Here is a 19,656-nt window from a genome sequence, read left to right on the forward strand (position 1 = left end):
TCTTAATATGGGAATTGACGTTTTTCATGCTGAACCGAAATCCATTTCAGCGTGGTGAATTCTTCAAGACTCCATTCGCCATTCAGCCTGCCGAGACCTGATTGTTTCTCGCCGCCGAACGCGACATTCGGTTCATCATTAATGGTCGTATCGTTGACGTGAATCATGCCGGTTTCGATCCGCTTAGCAAACTCAACGCCCCGCTCCACGTTTGCCGTATGCACGGCTCCGCTTAAACCGAACGGTGTCGCGTTTGCGATGCTTACCGCTTCATCCTCCGTTTCAAACGGCATGATGCAGACGGCCGGTCCGAACAGCTCCTCCTTCGCGATGCTCATCTCAGGTTTCACATCTTTTAAAATGACGGGCTCAGCGACCGTTCCGCTGAATCGGCCGGACAGCACCGGAACCGCTCCCTCTTCTATCGCTTTTTCGACAGACCGTCTCAGACCTTCCGCCTGTCTCTCATTGATTAAAGGACCGATAACCGTATCAGGGTCCATCGGATCGCCGACTTTCAGCGATGACACTTTCGCTTCGTAAAGCTCTGTAAATTTGTCATATACAGATGTGTGAACGAGCACGCGGTTCGCCGACATACAGATCTGGCCTTGATGCGTAAACCGGCTGAATACGGCCGCATTGACGGCGTATTCAAGATCAGCATCCTCAAGCACGATCAGCGCGCTGTTTCCGCCAAGCTCCAACAGCGGTTTTTTAAAGTGTTTGACCGCAAGCTGTCCGATATAGCTGCCCACTCCGGTTGAGCCTGTAAATGAGATTATCCGCGGCACGGGATGCTCAACAAAGCTGTCGCCGATCTCCTCGATATCCGTCACGATGACATTCAGCAGCCCGTCCGGTACGCCGGCCGCTTCAAAAATTTTCGCGATAAGCGTTCCGCCGCAGATCGGCGTTTCTTCATGAGGCTTCAGCACGACGCCGTTCCCCGCGCCGAGTGCCGGCGCAACAGATTTCATCGAAAGGAAAAACGGGAAATTAAACGGGCTGATCACCCCCACGACTCCGGCGGGTATTCTGTACAGCCTGTTTTCTTTTCCGTCAATCGTGGACGGGAGAATTTTCCCTTCCATCCGCACCGGAAATGTTGCGGCTTCTTTTATCATATTTTTGACAAGTCCGATTTCAAACTCAGCCTTCAGCCGTGTTCCGCCAAGCTCCTCCATGATTAAGTAAATAATCGCTTCTTCGTGCTCTTCAATGAAAGAAACGGCTTTTTCCAAAATGGCCCGCTTTTTAAAAGGGTTTACTTTGTCCCATTCTTGTTTTGCAAGAGCCGCGGCGCGATATGCCGCATCCACGTCATCAGGCGTCGCTTTTCGGAATGAGGTGATGACTTTTTGAGTATAAGGATTTCTGTTTTCCAATACGTTCCGGCTGCTTCCATCCCTCCATCGGCCGCCGATAAACTGCTTATTTAGTTCTTCATATTGAAACATGTAAACATCTCCCTTTCACCGAAACTTGAAATTAGTTGATGAGTCATCTTTTGTATCGGTCTTAAGGTGAGAAAATTGAACTATTTCACAATAAAATTCCCTTTCCTTCCGTGCATCGACGCTTTTTAGCTTTGTCCTTTTAAAGTGGAAAATTCTTTAATTGACTGCGAGAAATTTCGACAATATAATACAAACGTCAGTGTATATAATGATAAGAATATTATGAATTTTCAGGAGGACCCATATGTCTTTACTATTTCGGAAAAAGCCGCTGGCCGACTTAAAGGCCCAGAGCAAACAGACCAGCCTGTCCCGCTCGTTAAGCGCTTTTGACTTGGTTTTGCTCGGAATCGGCTGTGTTGTCGGCACGGGGATTTTTGTGATTACCGGGACTGTGGCCGCGACAGGCGCAGGACCGGCTTTGATTCTGTCGTTTGTGCTCGCGGGCCTTGCCTGCGCGCTCGCCGCGTTTTGTTATGCGGAATTTTCTTCATCCATTCCGATTTCAGGCAGCGTATATACGTATTCATATGTCACTCTCGGTGAGTGTCTCGCGTTTTTAATCGGATGGGACTTAATGCTTGAATATGTTATCGCGCTCGCCGCCGTCGCAACCGGCTGGTCATCCTATTTCCAGTCGCTTCTTGCAGGCTTCGGGCTGCATATTCCGGAGGCGCTGACCGCCGCACCCGGCAGCAAAACGGGTGCCGTGTTCAACCTGCCGGCCGTTATCATTATTTTGGTCATTACCGCGATTGTTTCAAGGGGCGTGAAAGAAAGCACCCGCTTTAACAATGTCATTGTATTGATGAAAATTGCGATCATTCTGCTGTTTATCGTCGTCGGTTTCGGCTACGTGAAACCGGAAAACTGGTCTCCGTTTATACCGTTCGGAATGAAAGGCGTCATCACGAGCGCCGCGACCGTTTTCTTCGCGTATCTCGGATTTGATGCCGTGTCAAACGCGTCGGAAGAAGTGAAAAACCCGCAGAAATCAATGCCGGTCGGAATCATCGGCGCGCTTGCCATCTGCACCGTCCTTTACATTACGGTATCGCTTGTCCTGACGGGAATGCTTTCGTACACCAAGCTGAATGTCGGAGACCCTGTATCTTTCGCGCTCCAATTTGTCGGCCAGAACAAAATAGCAGGCATTATTTCCGTCGGCGCGATTATCGGGATTACAACGGTCATGCTCGCTCTGCTTTACGCTCAGGTGCGCCTTACATTTGCGATGAGCAGAGACGGCCTCTTGCCCCGCATGTTTTCCAAGGTTCACCCGCGTTTTAAAACACCGTTTCAAAACACATGGGTGACGGGGATCGTTGCCGCCGGGATCGCAGGTTTTATTGACCTGGGAACCTTGGCGCATCTCGTCAATATGGGAACCTTGGCGGCCTTTACGGTCATTGCGATCGCCGTCATCGTTTTAAGAAAGAAACATCCGGAGATCAAATCTTCCTTCCGTGTTCCTTTCGTGCCTTTTGTGCCGATCATCAGCGCATGCTTATGCCTGTATCTCGCAAGCAGCCTGCCGGGCGTGACATGGCTCGCCTTTGTCATCTGGATCGCCGCCGGGATCGTCGTTTATATGATGTATTCTAGAAAACACAGTTTGTTAAATAAATAAAAAGGGAGGCTCTTTTTTCTGTTTGAGAAAGAAGAGCCTTTTTTGCACTTGATAATTCATTCACCTTATGAATAATATGGTGTATGCTTCGTTTACATAAAAAGGAGGAGAATCACTTTGGCAATTGCCGCCCCGCTTAAAGAAAAACCTGTCCATCGTCCCGAGACAACCATGTATTCTATTTTGTTCATTATCGGGATCTGTCATCTGCTGAACGATTCACTGCAAGCGGTGATTCCGGCGATGTTTCCGATTTTGGAACGTTCCATGAATCTTACATTTACGCAGCTCGGAATTATCGCCTTTACGCTGAATATGGTGTCTTCCGTGATGCAGCCCGTCATCGGCTGGTATACGGATAAACGCCCGATGCCGTATGCTTTGCCGCTCGGACTCACCGCAAGCATGCTCGGCATTTTAGGTCTCGCGTTCGCCCCGTCTTTTCTGACGATTTTATGCTGTGTCTTTTTTATCGGCCTTGGCTCCGCCGTCTTTCATCCTGAAGGATCGCGTGTCGCTTACATGGCCGCCGGCGAAAAGCGCGGGTTGGCGCAATCAATTTACCAAGTCGGAGGGAATACCGGCCAGGCGATGGCGCCCTTGATTACCGCGCTGATTCTCGTTCCGCTCGGTCAATTCGGCTCTGTCTGGTTTACGCTAGTCGCCGCAATCGCTGTGCTGTTTCTCATTTATATCGCCAAATGGTATAAAGGCCGCCTGATTCATTTGCGCGCCGCAAGTAAAAAATCACCGGCCGCCGCTGTGCAGACCGTGATTACAAAACCGATTATTCTCGCCCTTATCATGATTATCTTCTTAATTTTCGCGCGCTCCTGGTATGTGAGCGCGATCGGCAACTTTTATACGTTCTATGCGATGAATGCCTATCATGTCAGCATTCAGCAGGCACAGAGCTACATCTTCGTCTTTTTATTTTTCGGAGCTGTCGGAACGTTTCTCGGCGGGCCGCTTGCAGACCGTTTCGGAAAGCGGAACGTCATCATCGTTTCCATGACGGCATCGGCTCCCTTGACGATTTTCCTTCCGTTTGCGGGACCTGTCATCGCCTATGGCGTACTGGCGCTGATCGGCGTTGTTCTGATGTCCAGCTTCTCCGTGACGGTTGTCTACGCGCAGGAGCTTGTTCCAGGCAAAATCGGAACGATGTCAGGGCTTACGGTCGGGCTCGCCTTCGGAATGGGCGCGATCGGAGCGGTTGCGCTCGGAGCTCTTATTGATTCAGCGGGATTGACGCCGACCATGACAGCCGTCGCCTTTCTGCCCGTTTTAGGTCTGCTCGCCTTTGTCCTGCCGAGCGACAAAACATTAAAAGAATGGCATTCATAAAAAAATCCCTGCCGAAAAGGCAGGGATTTTATGTTTCAACCGTATAAAAATGAGTGTCAGGAACCGCATATTTCGGAATAAACCCGTCTCTGAAATCAGGAAACGCTTTTTGAATTTCATCAATCCATTTTTTTACGTTTTTGATGTACGGGACGTAAATCATACTGACTGTCGCCTCGTCATCAATGTGATAGTACCAGCAGAGATTGAATTCGTTCTCCGTGACGAGCGTAAAGCCTGAAAAATGATAAAAAATCAGCGGGGTGTCATTGACATATACAGCCCCGTCGCGCAGGCTGACGTCATATTGCTCAATATTCCACAGCGCCGCATTCGCGCCGATCGACTCCGTGACATGAACGTGTTCAAACTGCGCGGGCCACTTTTCAACATACCTTTGGTCACCGTATGTCTTTTTTTCTTCATTCATCTCCACCGTACAATAGGAGATGCAATCCTGTCTCCACTGCCAGACCGCCCGGTACGCTTCCCCGGTATTCCGCGTGCCGACAAACCCGGTGTTGTACTGCCCCGTCAGCTTGTAATAAGACGCAAACCGTTCTGAATTGCGGTGATCCGTCAGAAAAAGGGAAGCATCCGGCTTTTCCGCAAACAGCTCGCCCGCATCTGAGAAGAAAAAGAGATCGGTGTCCAAATGGGCAAAATATTCGGCTTCATCATACTCCGTCATCACATGGAACAGAAAAGCCGGCTTCAGCGTCCAGCAATATTCATGAAACGTCCGGCCGCCCTTTGCTTCAAGCAGCTCCGGGTCCTCCATTTCATGGAGCTGAACCGCCGTGACATGTTCCCACGGCACCTGCTGAAGCAGTTCGTACGCTTTCTGATCGACACACAGCACATACAGATGAAAATCCCGGCAATGCTCATGGAGAGAATGAATCATCGGCATCAGTTTAAAGATATGCGTTCTGGAAACAATGGTTGAAAAATGATATTTACTCACCATATCACATCCAATTTATTTAAGATCCACATGCAGTAAATCAGCAGTCAGCGCTTTGAACGCCCTTGCAAAGTGCGTGACGCCCAGCTTTTTTTCCGCTTTTGCCAAAAGCTTTCCGACCTCCGGCAGCTGGAAGCTGTTCGCCGTGATCCGCGGGCTTTTCGTCTTCCAGTCCGGGTCAAGGTTGCGGTCTTTAACCGCGTGCAGCAGCTCGAGAAAAATGTGCAGCAGGCTTTCATATTTCTCATAATCAAGCAGCACCTCGATGTCTGCCATCATGCTGTTGGTTAACTCCGCATCAAACGGACCGTTAAACGCGAGGTGCACGTCAAGCGAATGAATGTCATTATACTTGTCGCACATGTACGCGATATTCGCCCTGATGTCATCAACGGAAGCGCAGTTGCTCGGATGCTCCTGATGGACGCTCATGATATCGCGCCGCAGCTGAAATCTCATTCCCGACTGATGAAGCCTGATGCCGAGATCATAATCTTCAAAGCCGTATCTGACAATGCCTTCATCAAACAGGCCGAGATCTTCCACGTGCTGCCTCTTAACTGATGAATTGTTCGTAATGAAAAAACGCCACGGCAGACGGTAGCCGTTCAAATCATCTCCGTATTTTCCCAAAATGCTTTTCAGCACCCGGATAAAGTCGGTATCTAAATCAAAGCATCTGTCAAGAAAGCTTCCGTCTCTGATGTCACTTTCATCAAGGAGCGCCTCTTTATCGCCCGGCAGCTCTTCATACAGTTCGGCGAGTTTTTCCTTATGCTCTTTTTCAAAACGGTCATAATAAAAGCTGTAAATCCGCTTCCAGAACATACCGCATACGACAAGATCGTCCCGGTTCTCATGAGCCTTGATATGCTTCGCCACCAAATCCTTTTCGGCAAGCATGTCGCTGTCATGGAAAATCAAAATATCGCCTCTGGCATTGCGGACCGCTTGATTCCGGCCGTAAGCGATCCCTCTGTTTTCTTTAATTCTTACAAAAATCAGCGGAAAATTCGCGCTGAATGATTCAAGCATGGATAAGGTTCCGTCTTCCGAACCGTTGTCAGCCACAATCACTTCGAACGGCTCTGTGCATTCCTGTTCATTCAGTGACAGCAGGCTGTTATAAAGCCTCTCCTTGGAATTATATGCGGGAACAATGACGCTTGCCTTCACTTTTCGTTCACTTCCTGTATATGATCATTTATTTGTTATCATCCTCAGATGCAAAGCCGCTGAACTCCGGGCAGACGGCGCTGACCGTCCCGATCACCCGCTTCAGAATGTCCTGATAAAGCTGATGGACAAACGGCAGGTCGGTCCGGTCCGTCTCATGAATCTGCCGAATGTCGCCGGCTGTGACGATCCGGTATCCGCTAAAATGATAGAAAATCAGCGGATTTCCGTCTTCGAGCACAAGACGCCCGTCCTTCCATGAAAACGTGTGGCGGCCGTAATTCCAATGGCCGATATTCACGCCGGGCGTGGTGATGTCACACACATTCGGGAACAGGCCGGACATGTAATCCAAGTAGCCTTGATCTCCGAATTTTCCTTCGCCCGGCGCATTTTTGCATTCTTCCAGGCAGCGTTCTTTCCACCATCTGAGACAATCTGTGCCGGCACTGTCGGTTTTGAAGCTGAGAAAACCGGAATTATACCGGCCTAAAAGACGCTGCAGCATGTCGATCTCCTGTTTTTCAAATGAGGGAATGACGATATCGCCCCGTGACAGAAGCACCGAACAATCCGGCTGATTGTCAAAAATCGCGCGCGGATCAGCGAAGAAAAACAAATCGGCATCAATGTACGTGACACGCTCTAATTCCGGATGTCCGTCCAGCACGAATTCGAGAAATACCGGCTTCACCGTCCAGCAGTATTCGCTCTGATTCCTCGTCCGCTTCAGTTCAAGGAGCTCCTCATTTTCCAGTGCGGACACCTGAATCAAGGTGACATTATCCGGCCGCATTGCCTGAAGCACGTCATAGGTGTCTTGATCCATACACAAAGTAAAAATGGGGGCGTCCGCCTGAACCGCTTTCAATGAGCCGAACAAAGCGATAGCCTGATACAGCCTTCCTTTTGATAAAACTGTGCAATATGCGCTTGTCACGTCTTTCTCTCACCTCTGTTTCTGTTACTTTTGAAAAAAGGCTTTATACCATTCGATCGTTTTTTCCAATCCTTCATCAATGGTATGCGCGGGCGTCCAATTCAGAAGCTTCCTCGCCTTTTCCGCTGATAAATATTGGTGCTTGATTTCGTGGCTTCCCTGGTTGAGCACTTTCGGCTTGAGGTCACTGTCCATGGCCTTAAGAATTTTTTCTACAAGTTCCAGCACCGTCAGCTGAATCTCATTGCTGAAGTTGAACGCTTCTCCCGCAAGATTGAGCTCCTCCATCTTTTCCGCCAGCAAAAGGTATGCCTCGACCGCATCCTCGATGTAAAAATAATCACGGATAAATGTGCCGTCGCTGCGGATTTCCGGCGCTTCACCGTTCAGCACGAGCTGAATCGTCTGCGGAATAATCCGGTTGAAGTTCAAATCCCCGCCGCCGTACAAGTTGCCGCAGCGCGTAATACAGACCGGAAGTCCGTACGTATTAAAATATGTGTGGCTTAACAAATCGGCACAGCTTTTTGATACGTCATACGGATGTTTGCCCTGAAGAGGCATGTTTTCATCGTACGGCAGTGTCGGCTGGTCGCCGTACGCTTTATCACTGGACGCGACGATCACCCGTTTGATGAGCGGATGCCTGCGGCACGCTTCAAGGATGTTCCATGTTCCGAGAATATTGGCTTCAAATGTGGAAATCGGATTGCGGTTTGCGACGCCGACGATCGCCTGAGCGGCTAAATGAAAGACCGTGTCAATTTCATATTCGCCCAGCGCCCGCTCAATCACATCCAGATCTTCAAGCGCGCCGTGCACGATATTCATTTGCTTCACTTGTTCTCCCTGATACAGGTTCGACTTGGGCACAGTGTCACGGACAAGTCCCGTCACATTAGCCCCCTGATCGATCAGTTCCTTCACCAAGCTGCTTCCTAAAAGACCTGTACATCCCGTCACAAACACATTTTTATTTTTCCAGAAACTCAAACTTGATCACCATACCTTCCATACATGTTGTCCCCGGTCCCACATCTTGTTGATTTCCAGCAGGTTTTTATACGTATCGATCGCCGTCCAGAAACCGTAATGCCGGTATACCGCCAATTCGCCGTCCTTTGCCAGCTCCTTCAGCGGTTCTTCTTCAAACATGACGTCCCTGTCTTTCGGCAGATAATCAAATACCTTCGGGCTGAGCACGAAAAATCCGCCGTTGATGATGCCGTCACTTGAGGTTTTTTCAGAAAAGCTTTTCGCCATACCGTCTTCAACCGTCAGCGTTCCGAATTGCGAGGTCTTTTCTATACCGGTGACGGTCGCCGCAGCCCCTTTTGATTGATGATAGCTGATCAGATGAAACAGGTTGATGTTCGCCAGTCCGTCCCCGTACGTCATAAGAAAGGTTTCATCACCGATGATGTCCTTCGCCTGTAAAAGCCGCCCCGCTGTCTGCGTGTGTTCCCCCGTGTCTAAAAAAGTGATTTTCCACGGCTCGGATGTTCCCAATATCCGCACTTCTCCGGTAGAGCTGTCCAGCGTCATGCTGTGATTCTTCCAGTCATAATCTAAGAAATATTCCTTAATCATCTCTCCTTTGAAACCAAGAAGCAGGATAAATTCGTTCACGCCATAGTATTGATAGAGTTTCATAATATGCCATAGAATCGGTTTGCCGCCTATCATGGCGAGCGGTTTGGGACGTTCATTGGTGATTTCGCTCATTCTCGTTCCTTTTCCGCCGCAGAGAATGACTGCTTTCATCTCTACCCCTCTTCTCTGTGAATATTGGATTCGAAACCGCCCGTATAAGAGAAACCAACCCGATAATTTGTCCGATTCTCTATCACCGGTTTCAAAATCTACTGTAAGATATGAGAGATTGGCGCCCTTTGTGACCAAAAGCTCTCTCTTTTTTCAGATTGGTGAAGATACACACAAAAAAAGAGCCTCACGGAAATTCCGTAAGGCTCTTTCTATTATTTATTATCCTGATTCAGCTTTTCTTTGCCGTAATGATATTTAGACGGATCAACCGGCGTAAAGTCGCTCAATTTGTGGAATCTGAGCAAGTCTTTGTACATCACGCTGTCAGACAGCTTCAGCTGCTCTGTGACTCTGGCTTTCAGGTTTTTCGTTTCCTGATTGCCTTTCAGTTCTTTTCCTGTCTTCGTATCGTATACGACATTGGAGATGGAAGTATATTTCGGCGTGACGTAATCTCCGTTACGGAACGTCACCGTATCATCATGGTCTTTCGAGAAGAGATCGGTGCCGAAATTAATATATTTCTTAGAATCGATGCCTTCCAAGTGAAGGATCGTCGGCACAACGTCCATTTCACCGCCGTACGTATGGTTCACCCCGCCTTTTTTGCCGGGGATGCGAAGCATAAGCGGCACACGCTGATTCTGCGCGTTTTGATAAGGCGTAATTTCTTTGCCGAGAATTTCTTTCATCGCGCGGTTATGGTTTTCAGAGATTCCGTAATGGTCTCCGTAAAGCATAATCACCGAGTTGTCATATAAACCGGATGACTTCAGATCTTTAAAGAACTGTTCAAGCGCTTCGTCAAGATAACGCGCCGTCTGGAAATAGTCATCCACAGTCGCGTCGCCCGTTTTCGCTTTTTCGATCGTTGCGTCTTTTTCATCAAGCGTAAACGGATAATGGTTCGTCAGCGTGAGCAAATGCGCGTAGAACGGCTGTTTCAGCGACTGAAGCTTCGGTATAGATTCTTTGAAGAACGGTTTATCCTTCAGTCCCATATTGACAAGGTTGTCATCAGACATATCGTATGTGCTGGCGTCAAAGAATTTATCGTAGCCGATATGTTTGTAAATCTGGTCACGGTTCCAGAATGATTTGTAGTCACCGTGTAAAACGGCGCTTGTATAGCCCTCACTTTGGTCAAGGATGGCAGGAAGCGATTGATACGTGTTTTCCCCTTTTGTCACGAAGGCTGATCCTTCAGGCAGTCCGAACAGACTGTTATCCATCATCAGCTCGGCGTCAGATGTTTTACCTTGGCCCGTTTGGTGGAAAAAGTTATCAAAGTACGTCATGTCCTCTCCGCCGCGGGCGAGTTTATTCAGGAACGGCGTGACTTCTTTTCCGTCAAGTTTGTAATTGATCAAAAATGATTGGAAGCTCTCCAGGTGAATCTTAATGATGTTCTTGCCTTTGGCCTTGCCGAAATACTCGGCGTTCGGCTTCGCATAATGCGACGATGTATAGTTTTCAACGCTCGTCAGGTCATCACTGCTGGCATATGCACGCTGTGATTCCGTCTGCGCCGTCTGTACGCCGTCATAAATCGTGTAATTATAAAGGCCTAAGTATTTTACAATGTAATTGCGGTCAAACGTTCTTGTCAGCAGCTCCGGGCGGTCCTCTTCGGCAATCGCCAGGTTCACGAAGAACAACACAATACCCGTCACGATAATTAATGACGTATACCGTTTTTTCAGCTTGAATTCCTTCAGCTCACGTCTCCACACCAGAAGCGCGATTAAAATAATAATATCAACAAAGTATAAAATATCATGGCCGGACATAATGCTGAAGATGCCGTCTCCCATATTTCCGACATTACCGGATTGCTTTAAGTTCGGGAATGTCAAGAAATCATCGAAGAATCGATAGAATAGGATATTGGCATACAAAATAAACGTCATGATGAAATCAATAATCACCATGATAATCGCTGATTTGCGGCCTTTCGCAAACAATGCCAGTCCTAAAAAGAAAATGGCGCTTGAGAACGGATTGATCACAAGCAGAAACTGCTGCGTCGGACCCTTCACCCCAAGGTTGAATTCAGCATGATAGGCTAAATACGTTTTGGCCCAAAACAAAATAATAGCCAGTACAAAAAAACTAAGTCTGTAAGAAAATAATTTCTTCATGGCAACCTCTACTTTCCTAAACACTTTAAATCTGTATTCTTACTTTTTGCTTCAATTCCTGCTTTCCAAGCAAAACGAAAGCATCACACAGCCCCATAAACACACCATTTTAAAAAACGATATATTTATCATTCGTGTCATGCCCATTGAACATCTTATCCCGCCAGCCATTAGACGCAGGATATCCGTTCTTCGTTTCACATTTTTTTCTGGCATTAAAAGGTACCGTATCAGACCCGGTCTGAAAATAGGAGATACCAAATATAAGAATAACACAAACTTCTAAAAACGAAAAATGAATATCAAAGACAGCCGCCCAACAGGCGGGCTGAAGTTATTGTATGCAAAGGGACTGAAAAACTTGAAGGTTTTTTTTGTGAGGTAAAAAAAGGACCGGAGTCATCCAGTCCTTTCCCTGTCAAATTATCGCTTAGACCCTAAAGATATACAAAAATGCTTTCTTCACGTATACCTTTTGTTTTTTATAATCCAACCATGCAGCAGAGCTGGCATTTGTGACTGCTTAAACTGTTCTCCAACACTGGTCCTTAAGGCGTCTTGCAAATTTCTGTTTCTCATTAGCGAAAAAAATTGTGAACTGGTTTCATCAAACCCGCCAATAAAGGAATTAGCTCCGTTTTTTTTCTGTTCAATAACGAGTTTTTTTCATACTTTTTAAATTGAGCCTCGACATACAGTTTTAGTTTTTCACTAATCATTTCCCGCTCTCCTTTTAGTCCCAGCTGCGTTTTAATATCTTAATTCTCACGGAGGTTTAATTTCTCGCCATTTTAATGTAATGTCTGTATCCAATTAGAGAAACTATAAATCCTAGTATTGTATAGCCCAGTACAACAAATGTTACCCATACTAGACTTTCTCCTCCAGATATCGTCGAGACCGATTGAATTAACCCTTGATGCGCCCAGTACTGAGGAAAGAGCATTCCAATAGTTTGAAGATAGCTTGGCAATTGATCATAAGGAGTCCATAAACCACATACAACAGCGGTACCTAATGCAATCACATTTGTCATGACCAAGCCGGTATTTTCAGTCTTTGCAAAGACTGAAATAGCAACTCCCCAGGATGTAACTAGTAAAGATATCAACACAACAACCCACAAATACGCCGGAAAATTATTAATTTCAATATCGTACAGAAATATTCCCAGAACGGAAAGGAGAAGAATTTGCATAAAAGTTATGACTAAAAAAGGGATGCTTTTTCCTAAGAAGAAGTTATAAGGCTTTAAAGGAGTACTTGCCAGTCTTGATACAATTCCTTTTTCCCGATCCTTTACAAAACTTATAACGATGGAGATAATAATGAATGTTGAAAAGAATACGCTCATGCCGGTTACAGATTGAGAAGCTACTAAAGTTTTGTTTGCACTGTCTGTCGTAAATAGCTCAATCAGCAATATGATGGACACAATGGGTAATATAATCGTCCAAAAAAACAGAGACTTATCCTTTAACTGTTTTAGCGTTTCAATTTGAGCGAGCGGTAACATGATAAATTCCCCCTTTATTCTTCATCACGCAAATCAGTGCCGGTAAGTTTAAAGAATACATCTTCTAATTTTGGCTTATATAAAAACAACTGATGAGGCACAATATTGTTTTCCTTACTGACCCTAATTAAGCGCTCCATGGTTTCTAAAGGTTCTTTGGTTTTTATTATCAACCCTGAATTAACGACTGAAAACTCAAAACCATGGCTCTTTATTAATTCAGGAGACAATGAGGAGTTAAACATAATAGATGATTCTTCATGTCGTTTAAGCAGTTCATTTATTTCTCCTTCATCGATAATTTGCCCTCTGTCGATAAAAGCTACATAGTCACAAAGAGTTTCAATCTCTTCCATGTAATGACTCACATAAATAATGGTTTTACCGGCTTTTTTGAGTCGATTTACGATTTTAAAAATGTAGCGGCGTGATTGCGGGTCCACACCTACCGTCGGCTCATCTAGAATAATTAAGTCTGGATCGTGCATTAATGCACACCCGATATTTAAACGGCGCTTCATTCCTCCAGAAAAGTTCTCCACAACGTCGTTTGCCCTTTCTAACAACCCGATATCTTCTAACAGTTTTTTTGTTGTTTGCTTTAGTTTTAAGCCATTCAGCCTGTGTAACTTTCCGAAAAATTCCATATTGGTTTTTGCGGTTAATTTTTCTTCAAGGCTGATATCCTGCGGAACATAACCCAGCCTGCCATTTTCCTTGCCGACAAATTCAACCTTACCGTCATATTCGCGGATGATGCGCGAGATGATCTTAATTAAGGTAGATTTGCCGGATCCGTTCGGTCCAACAAGTCCATAGCAGACTCCTTTCGGAATTGTTAAAGCAACATTGTCCAAAGCCAGAGTCGTGCCATAGCGCTTACTTATATGTTCAACTTGCAGCATTTACACCATGCCCCCACTGTTATTTATTTTAAATATGGATTCAATCGTATTAATGTACTCCTTGTAGGCTGCTTTCCCTTCTTTCGTGATCTGAACAATAGTCTTCGGCTTTTTGGATACGAACTTCTTGGTTAGTTCTATATAAGCTGCATCTTCTAACTTTTTCAGATGCGAACCTAAATTCCCATCTGTGATGTCTAATGACTTTTTCAGGAAAGTAAAATCACATTGATCATAAGTCATCAATAAACTCATAATTCCCAACCGCACTTTGGCATGTATTAAATCATTGATATTGTTAACATTACTCATTTCCTTGCCCTTTTCTTTTCAAAATCATTCCTGTAAGTAATAGGCTGCCTCCGCCAATAAATGCAAAAACAATATTCATTGCATCAGGAAATAGGCAGAATGTAAGCATACCGAGTATGCTCAGCCAAAATCCCATAACAAAAATCTCTTTTGTTAACACGATGCCTAAGAATATGTACATAATAGACACCATTAAAACAATCAAAAACGATAGAAATTCTCCTGTTCGCGGCAATAATCCCATTAAAAACAGGAAAACAAAAATGCATACCACTAATATGAATCCAATCCAAGCATATTTTAATTGATTCTTTAAGAAAGTGGGCATAGGATCAAATTGTTTCTGCTTAAGATATGTCTTCAAAGTCAGTATCCATCCTAATACTGCCAGTATTAACCAGACACAAGCAAGGACTACAGAAAGTACCTTAAATAAAGAAACGGAATACGCAATAATCCATATACAGCCCCAAATAATGAAATATGGACTGGTTTGCCTTGAGTACTCAGTCTTGTAATTCGTCAAGACTTTGATATGAGATAAGTTTTCAGCTATCTCTGATTCACGAAAATTCTGATTTGACATAAGACAGGCTCCTCTTTTCGCAAAGTACTTTGTGAAACAGAGTATATTCTAATTCCATATATTTGTAAAGAGGTTTTATCCAAAATAGGCGCAACTATTTAGTCTTGGGAACAGCAGATGGGACTCTTTGCGCCGGTATGCTTCCATTACAGCATGAGACGTCCTTTATATAAGCATCCTAATAAAAAAGAGAAGCCTGCTGATCTTCAACTCAATAGATAGCATGCAATGGCTGTCTGAATTTCTGGCTAACGGAGGAACATATGGTAAAACTTTTAAGCCACACTTCTGATGACAATTTCTGCAGGTTTTAGAAATGACCAAAATAGAAGGTCCGGGAGTCAAGCAGGGAAGATATCTTGACCAGGTGTGGTTGGACAAGCCGAATGTATATCGATTGGAAAGCAATTCATTTTATTGAAGGAAAAAGGACTGGAGTCATCCAGTCCTTTTCATCACATTGGTCAAATCCCCGCCCAAACATCTTTTGCGTAAATGCCTTTTGTCTGGAGGTCCAAAAGCCATTCTTGCGCTTGCCGTTCGTCTGTTTCGTGGACCGACTGATACGCTTTTTGCAGCGTTGCCTCTACATCGGGCGCCATTTTGCTGCCGTCGCCGCATACGTAGAGGTGCCCTCCCCGGCCGAGGATGGAAATTAAAGCGCCGGCGTCTTTCGCCATTAAGTGCTGCACATACGTTTTCGGTACGCCTTCTTTGCGGGAGAAAGCCGTATGAAGCGTCACGATTCCGTCTTTTTCATAAGCTTCAAGCTCGTCACGGTAAATAAAATCATGATCGTTTCTGCATCCGAAATACAGATGAGCCTCCCCCAGCTCTTTTCCTTCTTTTTTTAACGCCGCCCGAGCCTGCAGAAATCCGCGAAACGGGGCGACTCCTGTGCCGGGACCGACCATAATAATCGGTTTTTCCGGATCTTCCGGCAGCCGGAATCGTGTTTCCGGAGTGCGGACAAACATTACGATACCATCCTCAGGGCGGCGGTCCGCTAAATAATTCGAAGCGACTCCGCGATACTCACCCAAACCGCTCCGGGCGGGGCCTCGAACGACACCGACGGTAATTGAGGCCTGCCCGGGATGTTTCCGCGGCGAACTTGAAATCGAATAATACCGCGGCTTCAGCGGGCGCAAAAGCTCCAGAAATCGCTCAAACGGAAGTTCACACGCTTCATATTTTTCAAGGAGATCGAGCATCGAGACGCGCGATGTTAAGATTTGCTCCTGATAGACGCCCTCCTCAAGAAAATCTTCCAATTCCCGTTTGTGCGGCGGACAGACCGTATAAGCGGCCATTTCCCGGATTTGGGCCCTTGATGCCGCTTCCTGCAATTCGACACAGCTGCTCAGAAGATCATGCAGCCTGACCGGCCGATCGAGCGGGAGATGAGCCGCGCTCTGTCCGCTGGCCGTCAGCAGCACTTGATCATTCCCGTTCAGATTGAACCGGCGGAGAACACGGCTGACCTGCTCTTTGCTGTTTACCGGCAGCACGCCGAGATGATCCCCTTCATGATAGGCAGCCTCTTTCGGCAGAGTGATTTCGATATGCCTTGTGCTCCGGCCGCTTTCCGGCGCCTGAAGTTCCCTGTTTTCCGCAACGGATGCGTAAACCGCTTCATACGTCTTTGCCAAAGGAGACCCGCCAAGCCCGCTGACAAATTGAAGGCCCAGCGCACTTCGCTCTTTTTCGGCATTTTCATTCAGCTTGAGACCGAATGCCTTCATGGCGTCCGTCCACATGCTTTTTTTCCATTCATCAAGATTTCCTTCAAAATCGCCGCTGACGTCCCCTTCACCCCGGGAGGAGAAGCGTTCCGCCCCTTTTTCGGCAAGCTTCTCATCAATCAGTCTCGGTACAGCCTGATATGTCGCCGCCCAGTTATGATCACCGCAGCCGAAGACGGCATATCGGACGCCTTCCAGTTCCCCGGGTTTGACTTCTTCAAGCCATTGAACGAATTGTCCCGCGTTGCTCGGAGGCTTTCCGTTATAAGAGGACGTAATGATCAAGAGAGCTCCTTCTTTCGGCAATTTTCCGATCCGGTCATTTAAAGGCGCCGTTTCAGTCCGGACGCCGTGCATCCCGGCAGTATCGGCAAGTTCCCGCGCCACGCCTTCTGCGGTTCCCGTATCTGAGCCGTACAAAATCAGAAGCGGTCGGTTATCAAGCCCGATAATGGATGCGCCTTTTGTTTCCCGTTTTTCTTTTTCGACGTCTTCCGCCGCTTTTTCAGCCGCCGGGAGAGCTGCCGCAACGGCTCCTTTGTTTCTCGGCCGCACCCGGATATGAAAGTCGCCGGGCTTGATCGTCAGGGTCTGTTTAATATCGAGCTCATAATCGGTGTGATCGATAAAGGTAAAATGCTGCAGAATCATTCCCAGAACAAGAGTTGCTTCATGCAGGGCGAACTGCATACCGATACACGCCCTCTGACCGTTTCCGAACGGCTTGTACGCATGGTGAGGCACTTGACCAGGATGTTCAAACCGCTCCGGATAAAATTCCTCCGCATTGTCTCCCCACGCGTCTTTATCACGGTGAAGCTGGGGAATTAAGACGGAAATTCTGTCTTTCGGCGTGATCGGATATTTCCCGCCGATCACCGTATCCTCTTTCGCATAAAGGCTGAACGCAGGCGCGGTCGGCCATAAGCGCAATGACTCCTGCAATATCATCCGGATATAACTAAGCTCCAGTACTTGTTTATAAGAAGGAACGGGATCGGTCAAAACCCGATCGGCTTCTTCATAGGCTTTTTCCAAAACACGGGGATGTTTCAGCAGAAAGTAGATGGCAAAGGAAAGCAGGCCGCTGGTCGTTTCGTGGCCGGCAATTAAAAACGTGATGATTTGAAACCGGATATTTTCATCATCAAGTTTTTCGCCCGTTTCCGGGTCTTCCACATTCAGCATTCTGGCCAGCAGATCCTTTTCATCCCGTCCGCCTGACCGGCGCTCTGCGATAATACTGTCTACTAACGAAAACATCGCCTGAATGTCATGATGAAATTGGCGCTTCGTCCTGATCATGAGCTTATCCTGAACATCAAGGCGCTGCATTTGGTGCATCGCTTCATCAAGGGCGCGCACCATGCTGTTGATAAACGGATGAGGCGTTTCCCTGTAATAGCTGTTAAACCGATAGTTAAAGCCGCAAAGCCCGATCGTATCGAGCGTCAGGCGGGTCATATCAGCAGGCACATCAACGGCCTCATCCGGGTTCAGCCTAGCCCATTTTTGAATCAGCTGCACCGCGATATCAGTCATCATCGCATGATAATCTTTCATCGCGCGCTGGCTGAAGGTCGGCATCAGAATATTATGCGCCTTTCGCCAGTTAGGCTCATGCGTCCAGCTTGTAAACAGCCCGTCACCGGCAAACGCCCGGACTTTCTCCAAAGCCCCCTCAATGCTTTTATCGAACCGCTCTTCATCACAAACCTCTTTCACCAGTTCATGGCCGGACACGACGATAATGGCGCCCGCCGGCGTATGCAGCTGAAAAATAGGCCCCTGCTCGTTTGCCAGTTTGATCAGCGACATTGTAGGCTTGTCTTTATCAAGCAAAGGGAGATTGCCGAGCGGACCGAATGTCTTCGGCTGCGGAATCGGACCTGTTTCCTTCATGAATAACACCCTTTCTTACACATTGATGCGTTCCTTCCAACTACAGTGCCCTTTTCACCGGCCGATTATCCGCCGTTACGGATCAATCCCCGGATTGACGATCAATAACGGTTTTTTCTATACTGGAGAGGCTTGTCAAATACAGAAATAAGGTGAGTTCACATATGGATTTTGAAATCAAGTTTTTATCGTTTTATGTCATTCAAGTGGAAGGAAAAGACGAACAGGCAAATAAACAGTTCAAACATTTCCAGACCCTTGACACGGAAGAATTTGAAGAAAGCGAGCTGAAGGATTTTCTTGACGGGGAATTGAAGAAAATCGTCAAACGGAAAGCCGAACGGCATCCGCAATCCGAGCAGGTCCCCACAAAAATCGGCCATTTTATCACGGAGCCGGGCCATGAGCTTGATTCAAATCCGAATTACAACCTTTTCAACCGCGCCAGACTTGCGGATACGAAGGAAGCATTTATCGAGGCAAGCGAGCAGTTCGTCCGTACTTATCTTGACACGAGCGCCGTGCGCGGCGGTGTTTTTATCGTGGCATCGGCCGTTCCGCGCAAATATTTTGAGGACAAATTCGTCTTTATGATGAAATGCGATTTCGAGCCGAAGGTCGCCCGCATCTCAGACGCCTCGTCTCTCATTAAAAAGGTCGAAATGGCCATCACGACAAAAAACATGAAAAGCATTCAATATCCGTATATGCCGGAAGAAGGCATGACGGAAGAGCATGAGCTGAAAATCCACCAAGCCTCGCACGCCCGTTATTTCGAAGATTTTCTCAAATTTGTCGAATATGGCGAATCGATGCCGGAAATCATGAAAAACCAAGTCATGAACATGGTGCAGGAGCACGTGTATGAAACTTTTGAAGAAAACAGCGAAGAGCTTCAGCAGTTTGAGCACGACATTGAAATTTGGGAAGCGAGTGAAAAGCGGGAAATTCAGGAGCGCCTCGACACCCATCAAGTCATCGAGGCATCCGCGCAGATCATTGAACACACGCCGGAAGCCGAGCTGAAAATGAAAGTCGGAGAAACAGAGATTAAAGGATTACTGGCTGATTTCGGCGAATCCATCCATCTCGCAAAAGTGAACGGGCGCTATGTCGCGCTCATTGAGGCGGAGACGATCTCGTTTGAAAAAGGCAGTTCGCCGGTGGAGTTTCACAAGCCTGAGGGGCTGCATGAGGTGATTGAGCGGATACGGAATAAATCTGAACAAGACTGACAAAAGTCCAGACGCCATGTTCTGGAC

At 46.8% G+C, this 19,656-nt stretch carries 15 protein-coding genes; 3 read left to right on the plus strand and 12 right to left on the minus strand.

Annotation, left to right across the window (positions count from 1 at the left end; genetic code table 11):
- Positions 1-2: 2 nt before the first annotated feature.
- Positions 3-1,460: an aldehyde dehydrogenase family protein gene (locus tag ACWJJ4_RS17430; protein WP_454021833.1), complete on the minus strand. Its 1,458-nt coding sequence runs from the start codon at positions 1,458-1,460 to the stop codon at positions 3-5.
- Positions 1,461-1,704: 244 nt separating this feature from the next.
- Here ACWJJ4_RS17430 and ACWJJ4_RS17435 point away from each other — a divergent pair, with 244 nt between their 5' ends.
- Both ACWJJ4_RS17435 and ACWJJ4_RS17440 read left to right on the plus strand, forming a co-directional pair.
- Positions 1,705-3,090, plus strand: coding sequence for an amino acid permease (locus tag ACWJJ4_RS17435; protein WP_454021834.1), 1,386 nt, complete (start codon positions 1,705-1,707; stop codon positions 3,088-3,090).
- 117 nt (positions 3,091-3,207) lie between these two features.
- Positions 3,208-4,437 (plus strand): MFS transporter, encoded by a 1,230-nt coding sequence (locus ACWJJ4_RS17440; protein ID WP_003155670.1) that lies wholly within the window; start codon positions 3,208-3,210, stop codon positions 4,435-4,437.
- Positions 4,438-4,465: 28 nt separating this feature from the next.
- Here ACWJJ4_RS17440 and ACWJJ4_RS17445 read toward each other — a convergent pair whose 3' ends face one another.
- The 11 genes from ACWJJ4_RS17445 to ACWJJ4_RS17495 form a co-directional block, all read right to left on the minus strand.
- A complete protein-coding gene (locus ACWJJ4_RS17445; RefSeq protein WP_102422890.1) occupies positions 4,466-5,404 on the minus strand; it encodes a hypothetical protein in 939 nt (312 codons plus the stop codon).
- 15 nt (positions 5,405-5,419) lie between these two features.
- Positions 5,420-6,580 carry a glycosyltransferase gene (locus tag ACWJJ4_RS17450; RefSeq protein WP_454021835.1) on the minus strand — a complete coding sequence of 387 codons (1,161 nt, stop codon included), beginning with the start codon at positions 6,578-6,580 and terminating at the stop codon, positions 5,420-5,422.
- Between the two features lie 28 nt (positions 6,581-6,608).
- Positions 6,609-7,520 (minus strand): putative nucleotide-diphospho-sugar transferase, encoded by a 912-nt coding sequence (locus ACWJJ4_RS17455; protein WP_070081488.1) that lies wholly within the window; start codon positions 7,518-7,520, stop codon positions 6,609-6,611.
- Between the two features lie 24 nt (positions 7,521-7,544).
- The gene (locus ACWJJ4_RS17460; RefSeq protein WP_063637010.1) at positions 7,545-8,513 is read right to left on the minus strand and encodes a GDP-mannose 4,6-dehydratase; all 969 of its coding nucleotides are present in this window, start codon (positions 8,511-8,513) and stop codon (positions 7,545-7,547) included.
- A gap of 6 nt (positions 8,514-8,519) precedes the next feature.
- The gene (locus ACWJJ4_RS17465; RefSeq protein WP_003155676.1) at positions 8,520-9,284 is read right to left on the minus strand and encodes a glucose-1-phosphate cytidylyltransferase; all 765 of its coding nucleotides are present in this window, start codon (positions 9,282-9,284) and stop codon (positions 8,520-8,522) included.
- A 215-nt stretch (positions 9,285-9,499) separates the two neighbouring features.
- A complete protein-coding gene (locus tag ACWJJ4_RS17470; protein WP_003155677.1) occupies positions 9,500-11,428 on the minus strand; it encodes an LTA synthase family protein in 1,929 nt (642 codons plus the stop codon).
- Positions 11,429-12,203: 775 nt separating this feature from the next.
- Positions 12,204-12,944: an ABC transporter permease gene (locus tag ACWJJ4_RS17475; RefSeq protein ID WP_077721926.1), complete on the minus strand. Its 741-nt coding sequence runs from the start codon at positions 12,942-12,944 to the stop codon at positions 12,204-12,206.
- Between the two features lie 14 nt (positions 12,945-12,958).
- Positions 12,959-13,849: an ABC transporter ATP-binding protein gene (locus tag ACWJJ4_RS17480; protein WP_167859962.1), complete on the minus strand. Its 891-nt coding sequence runs from the start codon at positions 13,847-13,849 to the stop codon at positions 12,959-12,961.
- Positions 13,850-14,161: a winged helix-turn-helix domain-containing protein gene (locus tag ACWJJ4_RS17485; protein ID WP_007609957.1), complete on the minus strand. Its 312-nt coding sequence runs from the start codon at positions 14,159-14,161 to the stop codon at positions 13,850-13,852. It abuts the gene before it with no gap.
- Positions 14,154-14,747 carry a hypothetical protein gene (locus ACWJJ4_RS17490; protein WP_077721924.1) on the minus strand — a complete coding sequence of 198 codons (594 nt, stop codon included), beginning with the start codon at positions 14,745-14,747 and terminating at the stop codon, positions 14,154-14,156. The genes ACWJJ4_RS17485 and ACWJJ4_RS17490 overlap by 8 nt, the downstream gene beginning before the upstream one ends.
- 464 nt (positions 14,748-15,211) lie before the next feature.
- Positions 15,212-18,394 (minus strand): bifunctional cytochrome P450/NADPH--P450 reductase, encoded by a 3,183-nt coding sequence (locus tag ACWJJ4_RS17495; protein WP_454021836.1) that lies wholly within the window; start codon positions 18,392-18,394, stop codon positions 15,212-15,214.
- A gap of 164 nt (positions 18,395-18,558) precedes the next feature.
- Here ACWJJ4_RS17495 and ACWJJ4_RS17500 point away from each other — a divergent pair, with 164 nt between their 5' ends.
- Positions 18,559-19,629, plus strand: a complete 1,071-nt coding sequence (locus ACWJJ4_RS17500; RefSeq protein ID WP_007408944.1) for a DUF3900 domain-containing protein — start codon at positions 18,559-18,561, stop codon at positions 19,627-19,629.
- Positions 19,630-19,656: the final 27 nt, after the last annotated feature.

The sequence above is a fragment of the Bacillus sp. JK62 genome, from assembly GCF_053663455.1.

Bases quoted from the DNA above. Each gene is read 5' to 3' on its own strand.
- ACWJJ4_RS17430 (WP_454021833.1), bottom strand. From the start codon at position 1,460: ATGTTTCAATATGAAGAACTAAATAAGCAGTTTATCGGCGGCCGATGG.
- ACWJJ4_RS17435 (WP_454021834.1), top strand. From the start codon at position 1,705: ATGTCTTTACTATTTCGGAAAAAGCCGCTGGCCGACTTAAAGGCCCAG.
- ACWJJ4_RS17465 (WP_003155676.1), bottom strand. From the start codon at position 9,284: ATGAAAGCAGTCATTCTCTGCGGCGGAAAAGGAACGAGAATGAGCGAA.
- ACWJJ4_RS17470 (WP_003155677.1), bottom strand. From the start codon at position 11,428: ATGAAGAAATTATTTTCTTACAGACTTAGTTTTTTTGTACTGGCTATT.
- ACWJJ4_RS17475 (WP_077721926.1), bottom strand. From the start codon at position 12,944: ATGTTACCGCTCGCTCAAATTGAAACGCTAAAACAGTTAAAGGATAAG.
- ACWJJ4_RS17480 (WP_167859962.1), bottom strand. From the start codon at position 13,849: ATGCTGCAAGTTGAACATATAAGTAAGCGCTATGGCACGACTCTGGCT.
- ACWJJ4_RS17485 (WP_007609957.1), bottom strand. From the start codon at position 14,161: ATGAGTAATGTTAACAATATCAATGATTTAATACATGCCAAAGTGCGG.
- ACWJJ4_RS17490 (WP_077721924.1), bottom strand. From the start codon at position 14,747: ATGTCAAATCAGAATTTTCGTGAATCAGAGATAGCTGAAAACTTATCT.
- ACWJJ4_RS17495 (WP_454021836.1), bottom strand. From the start codon at position 18,394: ATGAAGGAAACAGGTCCGATTCCGCAGCCGAAGACATTCGGTCCGCTC.
- ACWJJ4_RS17500 (WP_007408944.1), top strand. From the start codon at position 18,559: ATGGATTTTGAAATCAAGTTTTTATCGTTTTATGTCATTCAAGTGGAA.